Genomic DNA, 18,634 nt, shown 5'->3' with positions numbered 1-18,634 from the left:
TTTATAATTATTTATTATTAAAAGTCAATAGCAATTGAAAAAGTGTAGCTAGCCATATATGGACTAAAAGAACGCTCACGGAAAGAATCCGAACTAGTGGTTCCCCTGAAACTTTCTGGATTGATATCGTTTGGCAAGGAGTTATACAAATACACAACATTTCTAGCATTTATGCCCAAATATACATTTCTAGCTCCCATTTTACTTGCAGCCATTTTTGGTAAATTATACCCCAAAGATATATTTCTTAATGCAATATATTTAACCTCAGAAAACCAGTCATCGTTAACTACACCGTTACCCCAGGAGTTTCGACGATAGTTATAATAACTTGCATGGGTTGGTTCTACATGTCCAGCATCGAATGCTTCTTGGTATGTCATTCCCCCAACATCAACAGATGTTCCACTTGGAGCCGTTACCATTTGGCCTTCGGCAAATACCCCATCGGGTATAACACCATCACTAAACTGTGTCCCCTGTACATCATCATATCCAGATGCCCATGATAAACCACCATGTTCCGGATCTCTACCACGTAATGACCTTTCAGTATAACCATAAGAGGTACCATATCTACTAGAATAAGAAGCCATATGACCTCCATAACGAGCATCCAACAATACGGACATATTAAAGTTTCCTATGTTAAATTCATTATTCCAAGATCCCTCGAAATCTGCCTGTGCCTTTCCAACTTTTTCAGGAACACCGCTTCTTTCATAATAAGCACCTCTTCTTGAATCTACCCAAATCAACTGATTTTTACCATTATTAGGGTGGTTTGGATCAGTGGATTCAAATTTCTTAGGGGCGCTATCCGAATATAATACGCCATATTCGCCACCTTCAAAAGCAACAGATCCCACGCGGAAATTACCGTAGCCAATGTCTCCACCTAAGCTCTTGTATTCTCCAAAATCTGGGTGAACCTCACTTATCTTTGTGGTATTGTCCCAATAATTGAAGGTCGTATTCCAACTAAAATTATTGCTTTTTATAGGTGTTCCAGTAACTGATACTTCCAAACCTGTATTGGTCAAAGTACCAATGTTAGTAAGGAGATTATTGTACCCAGATTCACTTGGCAATGGAACATTACCAATTTGCTCCGAAATAGTTTCATCATAATAAGCCACATCGATCCCTAAACGATTATTAAAGAAGCGTACATCCGCACCAATCTCATAGGAATCTTTTAGTTCAGGCTTAATACTTCTGTCTACTAAAGTAGTATTCACGGTGTTCGTGTAAACAAAATTTCCTCCGTTATCTATATTTCCCTGGCCATAACCTCTATTGATAGTGTATGGACTGGTATCAGAACCAACCTGTGCCCACGAAGCACGCAACTTACCAAATGTAAACCAATTAGATGTTCCAATGGCTTCACTAAACACCCAAGAACTGGATACAGAAGGATAGAAGTAAGAATTATTACCCGTACCATCTGTGTACACCAAGGCAGAAGACCAGTCATTACGCCCGGTAACATCTAAAAACAATTGATCTTTATACTCTAAATGAGCCAAAAAGTAAGCGGAATTAAGTTGTTTGGTATCAGAAATACCACCCTCACCTCTTTGCGTTCTTAAGGAGTTACCAATATAAAATCTACCAGGCACTATTAAACCACCATCGGTCCAAGCCCTTGTATATGATTGTTCATGGTCCCAGATTTCACCCCCCAACAACAAATTAGCCGAAAGCTCTGGAGTGATATCCTTATTAAAATTAAAGATTAATTTACCTGTTTTGGAAACATCCTTATTGTGTCTTAATTCATAATAACCACCTTCATTGGCAAAACCACTACCCAATTCTTTATTCTCGTATTCCGTAGTGTAATGGTTCATATTACCTTCAGCTGTAATAGTTAACCAATCGGTAACATCGGCAGCCAAGCTAACGATAGGCCTTACAACAGTTTCTTTATTGTAATTGTTGTTATTTTCATAGGCAAACCATAGCCCTCTGTTGGGTACATTGGTAAAATCGTCTCCAAAATTTGAATTAGGAACTCCACCATGGGGAGCTTGCCAGAACTGCTGTTGCTTGTATTTTGTGGTGTTGTAGTTCCTCTCAAAAGTACCATCAAAAAAGCCCTGAGAAATATCATTTCTTGGATTGTGGGAATTAGATTCAGTAAAAGAAACTGTAGCGCTTGCTCTTAACCATGGTGCCAAGTTATATGACCCCCTAAACATTAAAGCGTTTCTTTTAAAGGAATTGTTGGGCAAGGTCCCTGTTCTGTCATTGTACGAATCAGAAAGGTAAAAATTCCCCTTATCATTTCCTCCGCTTAAGGCAACAGAAGTATTGGTATTAACACCAGTATTATAGGCATCCAACATATTGCTCTTTTGCGCCTCATAAGGAACCATGTTTCCGTCATAATCCTCTATTAGCCTACCATCAAATTTTGGCCCATAACCAAGACCACCACCAGCATGATTGATCATAGATGGTTGCCCAGCGGCATTATATGAAAATTGTTGTGTATCCCAGTTGTAGTAATTATCACTACTATCTTGATTACCATAATCCACATAGCCTGCCAAAGTTCCAGGTCCGTACTCATTTTGCAAAGCTGGCCCCTTATATACGATATCAAAACCAACGGATTGTCTTACAGAAACACCAATACCTCTAGTCCCTGATCCATCTTTGGTGGTAATCAAAACAACACCATTGATACCTCTAGAACCATACAATGCCGTTGCTGCGGCACCTTTAAGAATGGATACCGTCTTATAGTCATCGGGGTTTAAGTTCTTTAGAATGTTTCCGTAATCGTTAGATGAACCATTCCAATCCGCACTAGCTCCTGACGTCCCATTTTCCAGTATAACACCATCTATTATAAAAATAGGTTGGTTATTGCTTGAATTTAAGGTAGATACACCACGAATTTGAATTTTAGAGTTACCAAAAAGCCCTCCATCCGAAGCACCAATACTAACCCCAGGCGCCTTACCTTGTAATGCCTGTACAGGATTCACAACGTTGATTCTTGCCAATTCCTCTCCTTGCACCTCGGTCATTGCATAACCAATAGCTTTAGTCTCTCTTTTAATACCTAAAGCAGTAACCACAACTTCACCCAATTGTTCCGAGTCTTCTTCCAAAGAAACGTTAATTGTGGATTGCCCGGAGACAGCCATCTCTTTGGTAGTAAATCCCAAAGACGAGAAAACCAAGGTTGCAGAATTGGATACATTAATAGAATAGTTACCATCAAAGTCGGTGGAGGCTCCATTTACAGTACCCTTCTCTACCACATTCACTCCAGGTAACGGAGTACCGATATCATCTTTAACCGTACCGGAAACGGTTTTGTTCTGAGCTACCACTCCCTGTACAACCAGGAACGCGGCCAGCATAAGATAGTAATGAAATTTTTTAATCATACTAATAATTTTAAGTTAGTTAATTAATTAAAGGTTTTGTTAAATATCACAGGGAGTTACCCTAATGTTAAATAATTACTAAATTTTCCTTTTCTTGATCGCGAACCGAAATTAATTCGACTGATAACTACTGTGACGGGACAGATGACATGATCACTAAAACGTTTTCGAAAATGAATAGATATGAAATTTCAATTTGTATTCAAAAAAATATCCTGACAGGTATAAAACCTATCAGGATAATGACTTTATTTGGATAATTTTATGTTAAAATTCCTATTCTTCAATAAGGCGACCTACCATTAAATTTATTGAACTTTGAGGGTTTTGGATATTTAATAAAGTTTAATTAACCTCAATTTCACACAAATATAACTGCAAAAATGGCCTTAATAATGTAGGATTGATTTGCCTAACCCCACGGATTATCCCCTATTTTATTTTAATTACGAAAGCCTCTTTACTCAACAGTTTAGCTTCTGCATATTTTGGCAGTTGAATTGCCATTCCATTACTTTTTTTGATCCATTTTAATTTTTGCCCAGAACTTAAAAGTTGTGCCTTAGTACCTCTTGAGGAAACATAGTCAGGAAACACAATTTCTGATGGCAACGCAGTTTGCCCTTTTTCAACCAAATAAGTCAGATACACAGTACCATCTGGTTTTGCCGTAACACATACATTATCAAACTTAAAGGGAGCCATAGATCGTGTTCCGTAAATTGCCTCCTTATTAACAGACATCCAATCCCCAATTTCATTTAATAACTTATAAGCACCGGCATCCCACTCCCCTTCAGGGCTTGGCGCAATATTCAACAGCAGATTTCCTCCCTTGGCCACTATATCCACTAAGGTGTGAATGGCCTCACGGCCAGACATATATTTGGCATCAAAAGAATAGGACCATCCCCCGCCAGCAATGATACAAGATTCCCAAGGATATGGTAGTGGCTTATCGGGCACACGGTTCTCTGGAGTTAAGTAATTTTGGTTTTTTCCATGAACCGCACGGTCCACCACAATTAATCCGGGCTGCTTTTCCCTAGCCTTGACTACCAATTCATCCATCTTAATATCTTGATTGATGATGCGATGCTTTATATAGCCATTGTCATTATTTACTAGCTGTTGCTCATACCAATTGGTAATTTCCGATTTTGGGGTTTTGGCTACCCAACCTCCATCGAGCCACAATATATCCACCTTGCCATAATCTGTTAACAGTTCCAAAATTTGATTGTGGGTAAAATCAACATATTCCTGCCATTTTTCAGGATTGGCCTCTGGTTCATAGTTGACATTTCTATCCCGTGGTGGATAATAAGGGTCCCAGTAAGTAGGAGTATTCCAATCTGGCTTTGAAAAGTATGCTCCTGCCCATAGTCCCTGTCCCCTAAAAGAATTGAATATTTCTTTAGTGATATTCGCTTTGGGATTGGTTGAAAATGGTGTTTTTGGATCTGTTATTTTATAATCCGTGTATTTGGAATCGAACATAGAAAATCCATCATGATGCTTGGTGGTGAACACCACATACTTCATACCTGCATTTTTTGCCGCCTTGGCCCACTTTTCGGGATCAAATTTCACTGGATTGAAGGTAGTCTGCAAACCTTCATATTCTTTTTTATAAGTGTTATAATTACTGGGATCAGACCCCTTAGTCCGTTCGCACCAGCCATACTCCTCAGGACAAAGCGACCATGATTCCACAATCCCCCATTGACTGTAGGTACCCCAATGCATTAATAAGCCAAATTTCATGTCTTGCCACTGTTCCAACTTTTCGACCACCAATGGATCTGTTTCCGGAACATACCTTTCATCCTCATAAATAGCCTGAGCGTTAATCCCTTGAGTAACGATCGTAATAATGAAAGCTATTAACAAAAATCTGTTTCCCATTATTTTCATGTTGTTCTAGTTTTAATTAATTATAATTTCATCAGCAAAAAGCCAGGAAGGCAGACCTGCCGCGTGATGCCAATAGGGGGTCTCTGTGTTTTTGGCCCTCACTTTTATATATCGGGACCTTTTATGATCAAAATCCAACTTAAAAAATTGAATGTCGTTCACCTTACTTTCCTTTGTTAAAGGCATTGGATTATTGATAGTTCCTAAATTAAAGAAGTGCTCATTATCCATAGAGCCCGAATAGGTGACTTTTGAAGGAAAGAATACTATGTGATTGGTAACCTGTAAAAAGGCCAAGGAAATTGTACTAATGGTTGTAGGTTCTCCCAAATCCACAACCACCTCCATATCATTACCCTCATAGCCCAACCAATTAGCATAAAAACTACTGCCCCCAAGTGCGCCATCAGTTAGAACCATTGGATCCTCTTTGGCATATTTCTTAGGTTTTGTATTCGTTACCACAGTTTGACCCATAGCCTTATTTGGCATTCTTGCCACTTCTAGAGCAGACATATAATTTGCCAAATATTCCGTTACGGTAAAACCCATTTCATTCATCAACACCACATTATTCTTGGCACAGGTTGCCTTAAAATTATCCAATAAGGTGATTACTAACGGATTTATATTTTTTTTACCATCGCCAGTGGAAATCAAAAGTCTATAAACATCCGTTAATCTCTTTCTACAGGCTTCCAAGACTGCGTAATCTACCCCTAACCGGGCCATTTTTAATCTGCCCACTATATCTGGTTTACCCGCAACCGCTTTTTCTGCTTCGTTAAACAGTTTAGAATAATCCGTTAATAGTTCAGGACTCAGATAGGAAGTAAATGCCTCGGATGGATCCCCATACAGAAACAAGAAGAAATCACTGTCCTCCTTTATTTTAGCATGAATTTTAGTAATGTATTTCTTTACAAATGGTCCCGCTTCTTCATAATAGCCATTTGTGAAGTCGGTCAGCAGGGCATCAAAATTTTGATCAGGATTCCAGAGGAGTTGGGCCGTAATATAAGATCTAAGTTCAAAAAGTTCGCTGGGATTATTACTGTGCTGCTCAAAAACCCATTTGGCATTGTTATCCCTAAACAATTTAATATTTGGCTGCAGTGTATAGATATTGGGAAATGGGGCCAAAAAATTGGTGAACTGAGTTGTATAATCCCAAATCCTTATATTATTGGTTAATTTACCCCATCCTTTTAAATCGTTTGAAAAATCGGTGCATTTCTCAGCAATGGGCGCACTTCTGTCACATTCTATAGAACAAAGTGTAATCAATACATTGTCTAAGGGTTTTGTCTTACAAGGCTTCCTTGTATATTGATAGGCTAAAGTAGATATCTTCTTATTTGGAAAAGTAGCTGCAACTTCATTGACAAACCTAATCATGGTACCGGACGGACTTCCCTCTTCCTTGTCTATTTTCATACAATTGTCACATTGGCAATGTTGCTGATTGTCATCTTGACTTACCGATAACACACTGGCCTTGGGATATTGTTGAAACAAAGAGGCAACAGAATCTTTTACAATTGCAAGGACATCAGGATTGGTTAAACACAGTTGGGTAGGCAGACGCTTATCGCCCCTCAAAGCATAGTATTCCGGATTGGATTGATAAAATTGTTCCTCAGGAAGAAAATAATGAAAGGTATGTACCCTGGCATTGGGAACATAATTGGGAAACGATTCATGTGTCACTTTATGCTTATCGGCAAAATCCGCATTATCATAAAACAATTTTGAATGTACCGTTCTAGTGGTTATAGGAGGGGTATATTCAAAATCAATTGCAGGCACATTAATTGTCAGCGTAGATGGAGTTTTTTCAACCCCTGGTGCATACCACCTACAACCCAGGTAGCGTTCCAAAAATTCGTAAACTGCGTATTTTGTTGCCTTGTCCGATCCACCAGAAATATACAAGTTCTTATTTTTTGACCTTATGGCGATTTCTTCCCTCTCCAGATTTTCGTCATTTATATTTCCTACGTATATCTTGTTCTTTTTTAAATTTTGCGAACTTTCACCTACCAAATTCAATTCTGCCCCACTAATTTCCTTAATATAATGCTGTAGTATTTCCGCAGATTTGTATTGGCTTTCAGTAGCACTGCCCATGAATACTATCTCATAGTCGGACTTACTCTCATGAACCAGTTCTAACCCATCCATATTACAAGATGAAAATATCAACAATACGAGTAAATGACTTAGAAATCTGATTTTAACCTTTAATATTTTCATTCTCAATTTGATTTATATCTAATTGTTCAATTTAAATTCCAACAATTGGCCGTTTACCAATTCTTCATGGCTTATAAAGTATCCTTTATGAGGTTTACCTTTAATACTGATATTTTCGATAAACTGGTTTTCTTCCGAAAGATTAGAAGTTATCGTCAATTTTTCCTGCTTGTAGTAATCGGTATCCAAATGAATGGTTATTTTATTGAATTTGGGTGATGTAATAGTGTATACCGGATTTGCTGGACTAACCGGGTATATTCCCATCATTGAAAATACGGCCCAAGCAGACATGGTACCCGTATCATCGTTTCCTGGTAGTCCATCTGGAGCATTCTTGTAATATTTATTGAGTAAATCCGAAACCATTTTTTGGCTTCGTTTTTCTTCACCTTTTACATAATTGAACAAATAAGGATAAGCAATATCCGGCTCATTAGCCATATCGTATTGACCCTTGTCAAACACATCCTGAAGGCGATTGGTAAAGGCCTTTGTTCCTCCCATAAGTCTTATAAGACCCTTTGTATCGTGGGTAACCATAAAGGAATATTGCCAGGCATTACCCTCTATAAAACCTAAATTCTTCTCAAAATTAGCTCCTGATTCTGGATTGTATGGCGTTAACCAAGTACCATCATCATTTTTTGGTCTTAACAAATTAAATTCCTTGTCGAAAAGGTTTCTATAGGAAATCGATCTTTTGGAGAATCGATTAAAATCTTCTTTTTTACCTAATTTTTTGGCCAACTGGGCAATGGCATAGTCTGAAATATTGTATTCTTGAGTGGTGGACACCGATCCGCTATTAATAGTATTTGTAGTTAAGTAACCCTTATCCAAATAATCCTTAAGTCCTGGGCGAAGGGGGTTACCTTCAATCTGATCTGCACTTTTTACCATGGCCGAATACGCCTTTTCCACATCAAAGTCCCTAATGCCTTTTAAATAGGTATCTGCAATTACAATTCCCGCAGGATCGCCCACCATAGTGGTGGTTTCTGTGGCATTTAGTTCCCATTTTGGCAACCAACCGCTCTCATCATAAATTTGGAGCATACTTTTCACCATATCGGATTGTTGCCGAGGATATACCAAGCTCATAAGTTGGTGCAAATTCCGATACGTATCCCAGAGGGAAAAAACGGTATAACGGGTATCTTCCGTTTTTAAGGTTTCCCGAGTTTTCATTTTCGGATAGTCCCCATTATAATCATTCAGGGTACTTGGATGTATTAAGGTATGGTATAGGGCGGAATAAAACTTGACTTTATCTTCTTCCTTACCTCCCTCAACCTCAATTTTAGATAGATATTTGTTCCAGTTTTCTTTGGCTTCCATTAAGATTTGATCGAAACTGCTTGCTGCTGTTTCCGCTACCAAATTTTCACGGGCATTTTCAATGCTCACATAAGAAACCCCAACCTTCATTTCTACAACCGTAGGCTCCTTAAATTGGTAACGCATATAGCTACCTATACTATCTCCTATAACTTCTTTGGTATAGTTTGGCATAATACGCGTTTTCCCATTATAGCCCATCCATTCTGCTTCTGTTCCATTGTACTTAGTTGGTTTTTTCCAAACTCCATACTCGTCGGCGGGCTTGGAGAATTGTGCTACAAAATATACAGGATATGCCTCCTCCGGTTTGTAATAACAAAATGACCCTACACTGCGCATGCCTTCTATTTCCGTTGGAGAAACTACCCTTACAGAAGCGCCTTGTTCATTTGTCAACCCTAAGCCTAGATTGATCAAAACATTGGCTTCCCCTTTTGGAAAGGAATACTTGCTTACCCCTACCCTAGTCGTTGCCGTGGCCTCTACCTTTATGTTATAGTTGTCCAAAGTATTGGAGTAATATCCCACTTCTGAGATTTCATTGGAATAGCCAGTTCCGTATTTTAAATGATCAACTTCCAAATCACCGGTGGTAGGCATGGCCAAAATCACCCCCAACTCGGGGCAGCCTACACCACTTAGATTAACATGACTAAATCCTGTTAAAAATGTGTTTTCCTGTACATATGGAGTGGACAACCATCTACTATCCTTTTCTAGAGGTAAATTTTTGGGCCCTGCCACGTTGAAAGGAGAAACACTAACCATTCCCCTAACCGCTATGGGCCCTGGGTTGGTGGTTCCAAAATTAGAGGTTCCAATAAAGGGGTTCACATAATCTACAGGCAGCTTTTGGGCGGAAACCACAAACGAATAAATACTGAATACTATTAAAAATTTGTTTTGTAAGTTCATTATTGTTCTTTAATTTACATGTACCTGGAACTGGATTCGACTCTTATATCACTAGCGAAATACTTCACCGACCTAATTACTATGACATTCTTTAATCCTTATATGAGTATTTAAATCTATTCCTCCTCGTCATATCTTTTTCTTATGGCCTGAATACATTCCCCTCTTGATAGGGCCTGTCCCGCTTTTTAGCGGGAGGTTAGGGGTGTGTTTCACCAAGTCTTCAAATTACTCTACCACCACCTCATCAACAAACATCCAAGAGCCTCCTCCTGAAGGTGAATTGCCTAAATTTGTTGCTATAACCTTAATATATCTTGCGGTTTGTTCCTCAATTTTTACCACAAAATCCTTTAATTCCGAACCATTATTGGCCACATATTCCCTTTTTACAATACCTGCACTTTTAAAGGTTCTTCCGTTTTCAGAAAGCAAAACCTCCACTTGGATAGGGAAGTAGATTCCGGAACCTTGATTTTCCATAGCCCCAACAGTGATTTTACTTAATTTCGTTTGGGACTCCATATCGATTACCAACTCCATATCGTCACCTAGCCAGCCTTGCCATTGGCCATCATGAAAATTTTTGGAACCACGAACTATGTTTACCATGCCCAATTCTTTGGCACCCTGATAACTGTCGTGGTATTTTTTAATATAGGTTACCGGTTTTCCAACAGCTTTATGATAGGTAATTGTTTTTTCAAATAAGGCACCTACCGGCTTGTCTTCTTCAAAAACTTGTGCATTGATAGTGGTCGTCTTTTTGATGTCTATTGGAGCAGTGTACTTTTCAGAGGCCGAAGTAATATCGCTACCATCTAGGGTAAACCGAATATCGGAGTCTGGAAATTCTGATTTAAGCGCTATCGATATTGCCGAACTTTTTGGACTGATCGAAATCTCAGTTGTTACCTGATAGGCACTTTTGGCATAATTAATTCCCATTTCACCATATCGCTCAAATAAGCTAGGAACTCTTTTGGAGAAATCGCCCCAATTTCTATTTGCTTTGCTACTCCAAACTGCTTCCGCCAAGGCAGCTAAACGAGGATAAGTCATATACTCCGCCTGGGCATTGGTCGGAACAAATTCCGTCCATAAATTGGCCTGTCCCCCTAAAACATGCTTCGCTTGGTTTGCTGTCATTTCCTCAACCACAGGATCAAATTGATACACCTTGCTTAGCGGTAAATTACCGCCCCAAGCCAAGGGTTCAACATCTTGGTCCCCTTGGTAATAATCGAAATAACAATGCGAATTTGGACTCATAACTACATCATGACCGGCTTCAGAAGCTTCCAGACCACCTTTTACACCCCGCCAACTCATGACGGTTGCTCCAGGAGCCAAACCACCTTCCAATATTTCGTCCCATCCCAATAAAATTCTTCCCTTGGAACTTAAAAAACGTTCCATCCGTTGAATAAAATAGCTTTGAAGTTCCTCCACATTGGCCAATCCATCTTCTGCCACCCTTCTTTTGCAATCAGGGCAGATTTTCCAGTTGGTCTTTGTAGCCTCATCACCGCCCATATGAATGTATTGCGATGGGAATAATTCCATCACCTCCAACAAAACATTCTCCAAAAACTCGAAGGTAGCTTCTTTACCAGGGCAATATATTTCAGTTATGGGCCACACCCCTCCGGAAGGTACCATGATTGGTTTTTGAAAACAGGATAGTTCAGGATAAGCCGCTATAGCACTCATTACGTGAGCTGGCATTTCTATTTCCGGAACAACGGTAACGCCCCTACTACTAGCATAAGCTACAATTTCCTTAATATCCTCTTGGGTATAAAATCCGCCATAGGTAGTTTCTGCTCCCAAATCAGGTGTAAGTCTTGCATTCCAAGGCATGTCTTCTTGATCGACCCTAAAACCACCAACTTCCGTTAATTTTGGGTATTTTTTTATTTCAATACGCCACCCTTGATCATCTACTAAATGTAAGTGCAGGGTGTTCATTTTCAAAAGTGCCAATTGATCAATAGTGGCCAAGACGTATTCCTTATCGAAAAAATGTCTGGCAACATCCAGCATATAACCACGCCATTTAAATCGAGGGCTATCTTTAATCTCCACATTGGGAATATCCCAATTTACATCTTCTACCAGCTCTTTGCTTTCTATCGCCACTGGAAGCAATTGTCTGATTGTTTCCAAACCATATAAAAAACCCTTAGGGCCATTGGCAGTAACCATGACATTATTATCTGTCACTTTTAGGGTATATTCCTCTTCTTTAAGGGTGGAATCCAAGGATAATTGAACAAAATTTTTGCTGGGAACAGTAGAAACCACCTCCATAGCCCATCCAGTCACAGCGGTAAATCTATCCTTCAATACCTCTAAAACCTCAACCTCATCATTGGCCACTACAAATTTAGTATCCTTGGTAAACCGAAAAGCGCCTTGGTTAAATTTCATTTCCAATGGCTTGGGAATAATATTTATATCAGTTTCCGTAAAAATGGTTTTACTTTCCTCTCTACAACCCATCAGGATAAGTAGCAGCATTATACTAAAGCCTTGAATTATTCTCTTTTTCATTTAACTCGCATTAACCATTTCCTTTAATAACCCCACAAGTTTATGAGATCATTTCATTTTTATTCATCAATACTCTGGAATCTCCCATCCTCGCTTATCTTCAATATTTTACCTGTAAATGGACTTTTAACCCAAATATTATATCCAAATCTGTGCTTGTCCAAACTAGGCTTAATAGACTTTCCTAAAATATTCTTGGGAATTGTCACTAACTTTTCAGCATCCTTTTTCCCCTGTAAAACTCCACGGTAGAGCTTATACAAATACCATTTTATATAATCGTCATGCGGAATTGAAAAACTGTCCTTTCCACTCATTTCATCGGAAGCAAAATAAACGTACCCCCAATGTTCCGGCTCATGCATATTAATAACTCCCTGTGGTGACCAGACCCAATTATATTCGGGAAGGAATTTACCATTATCATCCTTTTTCCGGGAATACCGCCCTTCCGTTAAATCAAAATGCCAGTTTACCCTTGAAAAATTAATCCTCCAAAAATCGTTCTCTGGAACATTATTACCATTGCCGGCTTCAGTAATCACCTTCCATGGAATAGCTATTTCAACCGTCCATCCTTTATCCATATCCGATGAATCATTTAATGTTCCATCAATACTTACGGCCGATTTTACTCCTTGAATATCCCAACTGTCGATTACTTTACCATGATTCCTATAGGGCTTGGTCAGAAGCAAGTCCCACAGTGTATTATGGGCATTCATCTCATATTCGTAATAATTATGAGTATCGCCGTCAGGGTCAATAAAGATTTCAAAATCATTGTTATAAAAAATAACGGTGTCCCTTTGTTTTAAAGTGGCCCACACATGCGGCTCTTCCATTTCTGCCATAACATAGAGGTAATCGTTGTCCCACAGCATTTTCATCCTGGTCTTATATTTAGGTGTTAATTTACCTTCAATATCAATATAATCCTGGGACCAGGTTGCTTTCTGCCATGAAACATCATCTCCTTTACCATCTATTACCAATGTTTCATTTGCCTTAACGGCTATATAACTCCGAGGTATTAACTCTTGGGCGTTGATTATGGTAGTGCCAATGCATAAAAGCATAAACACCAATGACCAGATTCTGGTTTGGCTGAAATAACTCGTATTCATAATTTTGGTTTTTTAGTTGCTAATCAAAATTCTATTTATTCCCAGAAAAATCGGGATTATAAACTATTCTCCTTCGTGAATTTTACAATTTCTGATATACGTCCGAAAGCCAAGCCGGTAACCGTATCTGCAGCACCATAATAAATGGCAACCTTGTCCTCTTCAATCGAATGTAGTGCAGCACATGGAAATACTACATTTGGCACATCGCCCACACATTCATAATTGGTCTGTGGGGCCAATAAATAAGGTTTGGTTCTATACAATACTTGATCAGGCCGCTCTTTATCCAAAATAGCAGCTCCCATAGAATACCTAAATCCGTTGCAGGTATTTATTACTCCATGATAAAATGTCAACCAACCTTCCTCTGTGAGTATGGGAATGGGTCCTGCACCAATCTTGGTACATTGCCAAGCACTATCAACAAAAGGGGTTACTTTCATGACACACCTATGCTCTCCCCAGAATTTCATATCTGGACTATAGCTAATGTAAATATCACCAAAAGGTGTATGTCCATTATCACTTGGCCTACTCAGCATAGCATACTTTCCGTTGATTTTCTCTGGGAAAAGCACCCCATTTCTATTAAAAGGCAAAAAAGCATTTTCACATTGAAAAAACTCTTTAAAATCAAAGGTATAGCCTATTCCTATAGTTGGGCCATTATATCCGTTACACCAGGTTATCCAATACCTATCTTCTATAAATACTACTCTGGGATCATACTTATAATCGGATTCGATCATGTCTGTATTTCCGGCCTGAAATTGAATAGGATCATGGTTAATATCCCAATCTATACCATTATTGCTAAAACCGGCAAAAATATTCATCTGGACCGCTTTGTTGTCACAGCGGAATACCCCGGCAAATCCATCTTGGAATGGCACTACCGCACTGTTAAAAATACTATTGGAAGTAGGAATTGCATCCCTCTTAACTACTGGGTTCTCTGAATATCGCCAAACTACATCTGCACTATTGGCAGGCCTTTCTTGCCATGGAATGTTACTCACTTTATCTTAATTTAATTATTATGATTCAACTTATTTTCTCTCTAATTTAATCGATCTATAATTTAGACCAAGGAACTCATCAATTTAATTCTAATTCGGTATTTTTCGAACTTTATCCAACCAGGTAAATTTTAAAATTGTCGAGGTGATACCAAAGACGACCAATGCAATAATAGCCTTAGGGTAATCTCTAATCATAAAATAAATAGGGAGTACGATCATACTGGATTGCCAAATTACCCCCACTGCACAGTTCATCATATCCCACCAAAATTCATTGTTTTTTTCAAATGTGGGATCTTCCTCCTTTAATTCCTTATATATCGGATTCCACCAACCCCATGGTTTTACATTTTTGTAAAAAGATTTTAAAACTTCCTTATCGGTCGCTGGGCTAAAATAGGTTCCCAAAAAAGAACCCAATAGAGAGACTCCAAAAATAATAGGAAAAAGATAAATGGCATGGACATGGGAAAGATCGTACAGTAAGGTGCCTTCCGTAAAATTGCCCTTATTGTTATCCAATACAAATTGTAACGAAGCAATAATTAACCCGGACAACATACCCCAAAAATACCCCCAGCCGTTAAATCGCCACCAAATCCATTTTATAAAATTTGCAGCAACATAACCCCCGAACAATGCACTTGTAATCCAAAGCGTCAGCGAATTGATGGAATCTGCAAAAAATCCCATAAAAACACCCAAAATTACTACCAAAAATGAGGCTATATGACTCGCCTTAATATAATGTTGATGCGATGCTTCCGGCTTAAAATACTTCTTATAAATATCATTCACCAAATACGCTGGACCGGCATTTACAAAGGCAGAAAAGGTGGACATAAAGGCAGCAAGTAACCCAGCCAACAGCAATCCCTTTATCCCAACCGGCACGTGAAAGTTGATTACCTTGGGCAGTAAAACCTCGAGCTCCGCTCCAGTAAGCCCAGGATTCCCAATCATTTCCGGCGCAAGCACCACCAAGGCAATTACAACAATCCCAGAAATCAGCAAATACCTTGGAATAAACAACACCAAATTGGTAAACCCACTCATATAGGCCGCCTCTTTCACTGACCGTGTAGACAATATTCTTTGAAGGTCGTAACTGGGAGTAGGGCCTGCAATACTGGCAAAAAAGCCCTTAAAAAGGGTCATACCTATTAATGCCCCAAACATCTTATAACCCTCCGAGTCTATCAATTTATTAAATGCATCAAAATCCCTATCCCAATGGGTACCCAATTCCCAACCAAAAAATACATTTTTCCACTCCGTGCTTATCACGGAATTGATCTCTGCATCGGTAAAAGCAAAAAAAGCATAACCTGCTACAAGAATTCCAGCAATTACCATGATGATATATTGAAGCACTTCCGTGGCTACTACGGAGAACATCCCGCCTTTTATGGTATAAATCGTTGTCAAAAATATGATGATCATGGCATACGACTGCTCCGAGGTCAGCAAAACCATCTCTCCTAAATGCATGGTCATATCCCAAGGTAGGATAATGGTCAAAAATTTACCTACCCCTTCAAAGAAATAAGCAATAAAGCCTACGGCAGCTACAATGGCAAATACAGCAACTATAATATGGGAAGCCCTCCCGGCCCTATCATCCCCAAAGCGAGTAAGTATCCACTCCGAACCGGTCATAATATTAGATCTACGGATCCAGACCGCCAAAAACATCATCACAAAAATCTGGTTCCAAATTGGCCAGAGCCACATGAACATAAAGCTTTTTACGCCATACAAAAAGAGAATACCTACCATCCAAGCCGTACCGGAAACATCGAACATACCAGAACCATTGCTGAGCCCCAGATAGTACCATTTTATATTGTTCCCTCCTAAAAAATAAGATTTGAGTCCCTTGGATGCTTTTTTCGAAACCCATATTCCAACAAAGAGGGTAAGCACTATATAGGCAATAATAATCGCCACATCAATTACGTTCATCAAATTATATTTTAGAGTTGTAGAAAATAGTCCGCCAATCAGAAATTTCCGCCTATTTAGGTTAAAAAAAGGCCATAGCCTTATGATTTTTAGCCACAATAGACATCTACTCTTATTTTTTTTATAATTTCCCCAAATTTTCATGGCTGTGCAGCCAAAATTTAGAAGTTACTCAAAAAAATAATTAGTGAGTTCTACTTAATATAATTAAATATTTAATTTTTTTTGAGGAAGGAGAATAAATTTAGACCAACAACCAACCCGTAAAGTCAAACGTCTATTTTTAGAATTAAAGACTGTAATCAACACCTATGCAAATTAATAAGCTGAATCATAAAATACTAGGTGAAAATAACTCTGGTGAATTTAACATCAATTACAAGCACCATATCATTTTTTGGGCCGTTTATATACTTTTCAATATTTTTCGTTGGGGAAATATACATCAGGATTTTGTCTATGCCGTTAAAACCAATTTATTGGGATTCCCCATACATATGGCACTGGCATATTTCAATATTTATTTTTTAATGCCCAAATTTGTATATACCAAACGATATTTCACTTATACTGTTTTATTACTTGCCACATTGTTTATTGGACTTATAATAAAATTCAACCTTACCTATTATTTAGTTAGTAATAATGTAATGCCAGAAGCAGGGGACGTGGAAAGCCTTACTTTAAATTATGCCATTGTCACTATGTTGGGCGAACTTTATGTGATGTCTTTTGTAACTGCTATAAAAATTACGGTGGATTGGCTAAATGAAAACAGCAAATTACATGAATTGGAAAAAAGGCAACTGACAACGGAATTGAAATTCCTTAGATCTCAAGTATCCCCTCATTTTTTCTTTAATACACTAAATAATATATATTCCCTAACTTTAGAAAAATCGGACCGAGCTCCAGAGATTGTACTTAGGTTATCAGAGTTAATGCGGTACTTGTTATATGCTACGGATAAACCATATCAAGATTTGACTAAAGAAATAGAATGCATCCAAAATTATGTCGATTTGGAACGTATTCGGTTTGACAATTCCCTGAAAATTGATTTGAATATTAAGGGAGATATCGAAGAAAAAAAAATTGCCCCAATGCTTTTAATGCCCTTTATTGAAAATTGCTTTAAACATGGTGCCAGTAAAAATATAGGCAATATGTATATTAAAATAAATTTGGAAGTAGTGGACGATATCCTAAATTTTGAAGTCCGTAATAATGTAACTTCTAAGAAAAATAATAAATTATTAAAACGAGATTATGGAATTGGACTTTCCAATGTAAAAAAACGATTGGAATTGGGATACGAACCAAAAGATTATAATCTTTCTATCTTTGAAAAGGACAAAATGTTTAATGTTATTCTTAAATTAAAAGTATAATGAGTTTTAAGGCAATAATAATTGACGATGAACCTCTGGCAATCAATATATTAAAAAACTACGTAGAACAAATTAAAGAATTGGCCTTGGTACAGACCTTCACCAATGCCATTGACGCTTCCACTTTTTTGCAGAGGAATGAGGTAGACATTATATTCTTGGACATCAATATGCCCATCATGAACGGCCTGGATCTCCTGGGCAGTATAAACTCAAAAGCTATGGTGGTAATGACGACCGCCCACGAAGACTTTGCCCTTAAAAGTTTTGAATTGGAGGCAATAGATTACTTGGTAAAACCCATTCCTTTTCCCAGATTTTTAAAAACAGTCCACAGAATAATAAACTTAAAGGAGGGGTTTTCTAAAAACGAAGCACACAGCACCAATGACAATCAGAGCATTTTTGTAAAGGTCGATAAGAAAAAATTACAAAAAATTTATTTGGACGACATTATCGTCATAGAAAGTCTTAAGGACTACATCAGGATAAAGACAAAAGCCAATAAATATATTATTCATAGAACCCTGAGCAGTTTTACTGAAGAACTCCCCTCGGATAAATTTATAAGAATTCACAGGTCCTACACCATAGCAATTGATAAAATCGAAGCTATTGAAGGTAACAGCGTAGAAGTGCAAGGTATAAGATACACCATTGGCCGAAGCTATCTAAACGACGTTAAAAGTAAAATTCTAGATGAGAATTTAGAATAAAATGTCGTTATT

Annotated in this window: 10 protein-coding genes; 2 read left to right on the top strand and 8 right to left on the bottom strand. The window is 38.2% G+C overall.

From position 1 onward, the window contains the following. Positions 1–17: 17 nt before the first annotated feature. The 8 genes from CWD90_RS18255 to CWD90_RS18220 all read right to left on the bottom strand — a co-directional run bounded on the left by CWD90_RS18255 (position 18) and on the right by CWD90_RS18220 (position 16,515). Positions 18–3,410: a SusC/RagA family TonB-linked outer membrane protein gene (locus tag CWD90_RS18255; protein ID WP_103477508.1), complete on the bottom strand. Its 3,393-nt coding sequence runs from the start codon at positions 3,408–3,410 to the stop codon at positions 18–20. Between the two features lie 432 nt (positions 3,411–3,842). Then, positions 3,843–5,327, bottom strand: coding sequence for an alpha-L-fucosidase (locus CWD90_RS18250; RefSeq protein ID WP_239986557.1), 1,485 nt, complete (start codon positions 5,325–5,327; stop codon positions 3,843–3,845). A gap of 12 nt (positions 5,328–5,339) precedes the next feature. Further along, on the bottom strand, positions 5,340–7,583 hold the full coding sequence (locus CWD90_RS18245) for a DUF4838 domain-containing protein (protein WP_103477507.1): 2,244 nt from the start codon (positions 7,581–7,583) through the stop codon (positions 5,340–5,342). A gap of 18 nt (positions 7,584–7,601) precedes the next feature. Continuing rightward, positions 7,602–9,842, bottom strand: coding sequence for a GH92 family glycosyl hydrolase (locus tag CWD90_RS18240; protein ID WP_103477506.1), 2,241 nt, complete (start codon positions 9,840–9,842; stop codon positions 7,602–7,604). 228 nt (positions 9,843–10,070) lie between these two features. After that, positions 10,071–12,398: a glycoside hydrolase family 20 protein gene (locus tag CWD90_RS18235; protein WP_103477505.1), complete on the bottom strand. Its 2,328-nt coding sequence runs from the start codon at positions 12,396–12,398 to the stop codon at positions 10,071–10,073. 59 nt (positions 12,399–12,457) lie between these two features. Continuing rightward, on the bottom strand, positions 12,458–13,525 hold the full coding sequence (locus CWD90_RS18230) for a carbohydrate-binding family 9-like protein (protein WP_192878043.1): 1,068 nt from the start codon (positions 13,523–13,525) through the stop codon (positions 12,458–12,460). 56 nt (positions 13,526–13,581) lie between these two features. After that, positions 13,582–14,547 (bottom strand): glycoside hydrolase family 130 protein, encoded by a 966-nt coding sequence (locus tag CWD90_RS18225; protein WP_103477504.1) that lies wholly within the window; start codon positions 14,545–14,547, stop codon positions 13,582–13,584. A gap of 90 nt (positions 14,548–14,637) precedes the next feature. Continuing rightward, positions 14,638–16,515 (bottom strand): sodium:solute symporter family protein, encoded by a 1,878-nt coding sequence (locus CWD90_RS18220; RefSeq protein ID WP_103477532.1) that lies wholly within the window; start codon positions 16,513–16,515, stop codon positions 14,638–14,640. Positions 16,516–16,826: 311 nt separating this feature from the next. Between CWD90_RS18220 and CWD90_RS18215 the strand changes: the two genes are divergently transcribed. Both CWD90_RS18215 and CWD90_RS18210 read left to right on the top strand, forming a co-directional pair. After that, entirely contained in the window at positions 16,827–17,906 is a 1,080-nt protein-coding gene (locus CWD90_RS18215; RefSeq protein ID WP_103477503.1) for a sensor histidine kinase, read from the top strand. Further along, entirely contained in the window at positions 17,906–18,622 is a 717-nt protein-coding gene (locus CWD90_RS18210) for a LytR/AlgR family response regulator transcription factor (RefSeq protein ID WP_103477502.1), read from the top strand. The genes CWD90_RS18215 and CWD90_RS18210 overlap by 1 nt, the downstream gene beginning before the upstream one ends. Positions 18,623–18,634 lie beyond the last annotated feature (12 nt).

Origin of the sequence: Arenibacter catalasegens, assembly GCF_002909235.1 — a bacterium.
Taxonomy (GTDB): domain Bacteria; phylum Bacteroidota; class Bacteroidia; order Flavobacteriales; family Flavobacteriaceae; genus Arenibacter; species Arenibacter catalasegens.
The sequence above is the reverse complement of the archived record's forward strand: the minus strand, read 5'-3'. Positions and strand labels throughout refer to the sequence as shown.

What these genes read in the sequence shown, in the direction of transcription:
- CWD90_RS18215 (WP_103477503.1), top strand. Translation starts at nt 16,827, where the DNA reads ATGCAAATTAATAAGCTGAATCATAAAATACTAGGTGAAAATAACTCT.
- CWD90_RS18210 (WP_103477502.1), top strand. Translation starts at nt 17,906, where the DNA reads ATGAGTTTTAAGGCAATAATAATTGACGATGAACCTCTGGCAATCAAT.
- CWD90_RS18230 (WP_192878043.1), bottom strand. Translation starts at nt 13,525, where the DNA reads ATGAATACGAGTTATTTCAGCCAAACCAGAATCTGGTCATTGGTGTTT.
- CWD90_RS18240 (WP_103477506.1), bottom strand. Translation starts at nt 9,842, where the DNA reads ATGAACTTACAAAACAAATTTTTAATAGTATTCAGTATTTATTCGTTT.
- CWD90_RS18250 (WP_239986557.1), bottom strand. Translation starts at nt 5,327, where the DNA reads ATGAAAATAATGGGAAACAGATTTTTGTTAATAGCTTTCATTATTACG.
- CWD90_RS18255 (WP_103477508.1), bottom strand. Translation starts at nt 3,410, where the DNA reads ATGATTAAAAAATTTCATTACTATCTTATGCTGGCCGCGTTCCTGGTT.
- CWD90_RS18245 (WP_103477507.1), bottom strand. Translation starts at nt 7,583, where the DNA reads ATGAAAATATTAAAGGTTAAAATCAGATTTCTAAGTCATTTACTCGTA.
- CWD90_RS18235 (WP_103477505.1), bottom strand. Translation starts at nt 12,398, where the DNA reads ATGAAAAAGAGAATAATTCAAGGCTTTAGTATAATGCTGCTACTTATC.
- CWD90_RS18220 (WP_103477532.1), bottom strand. Translation starts at nt 16,515, where the DNA reads ATGAACGTAATTGATGTGGCGATTATTATTGCCTATATAGTGCTTACC.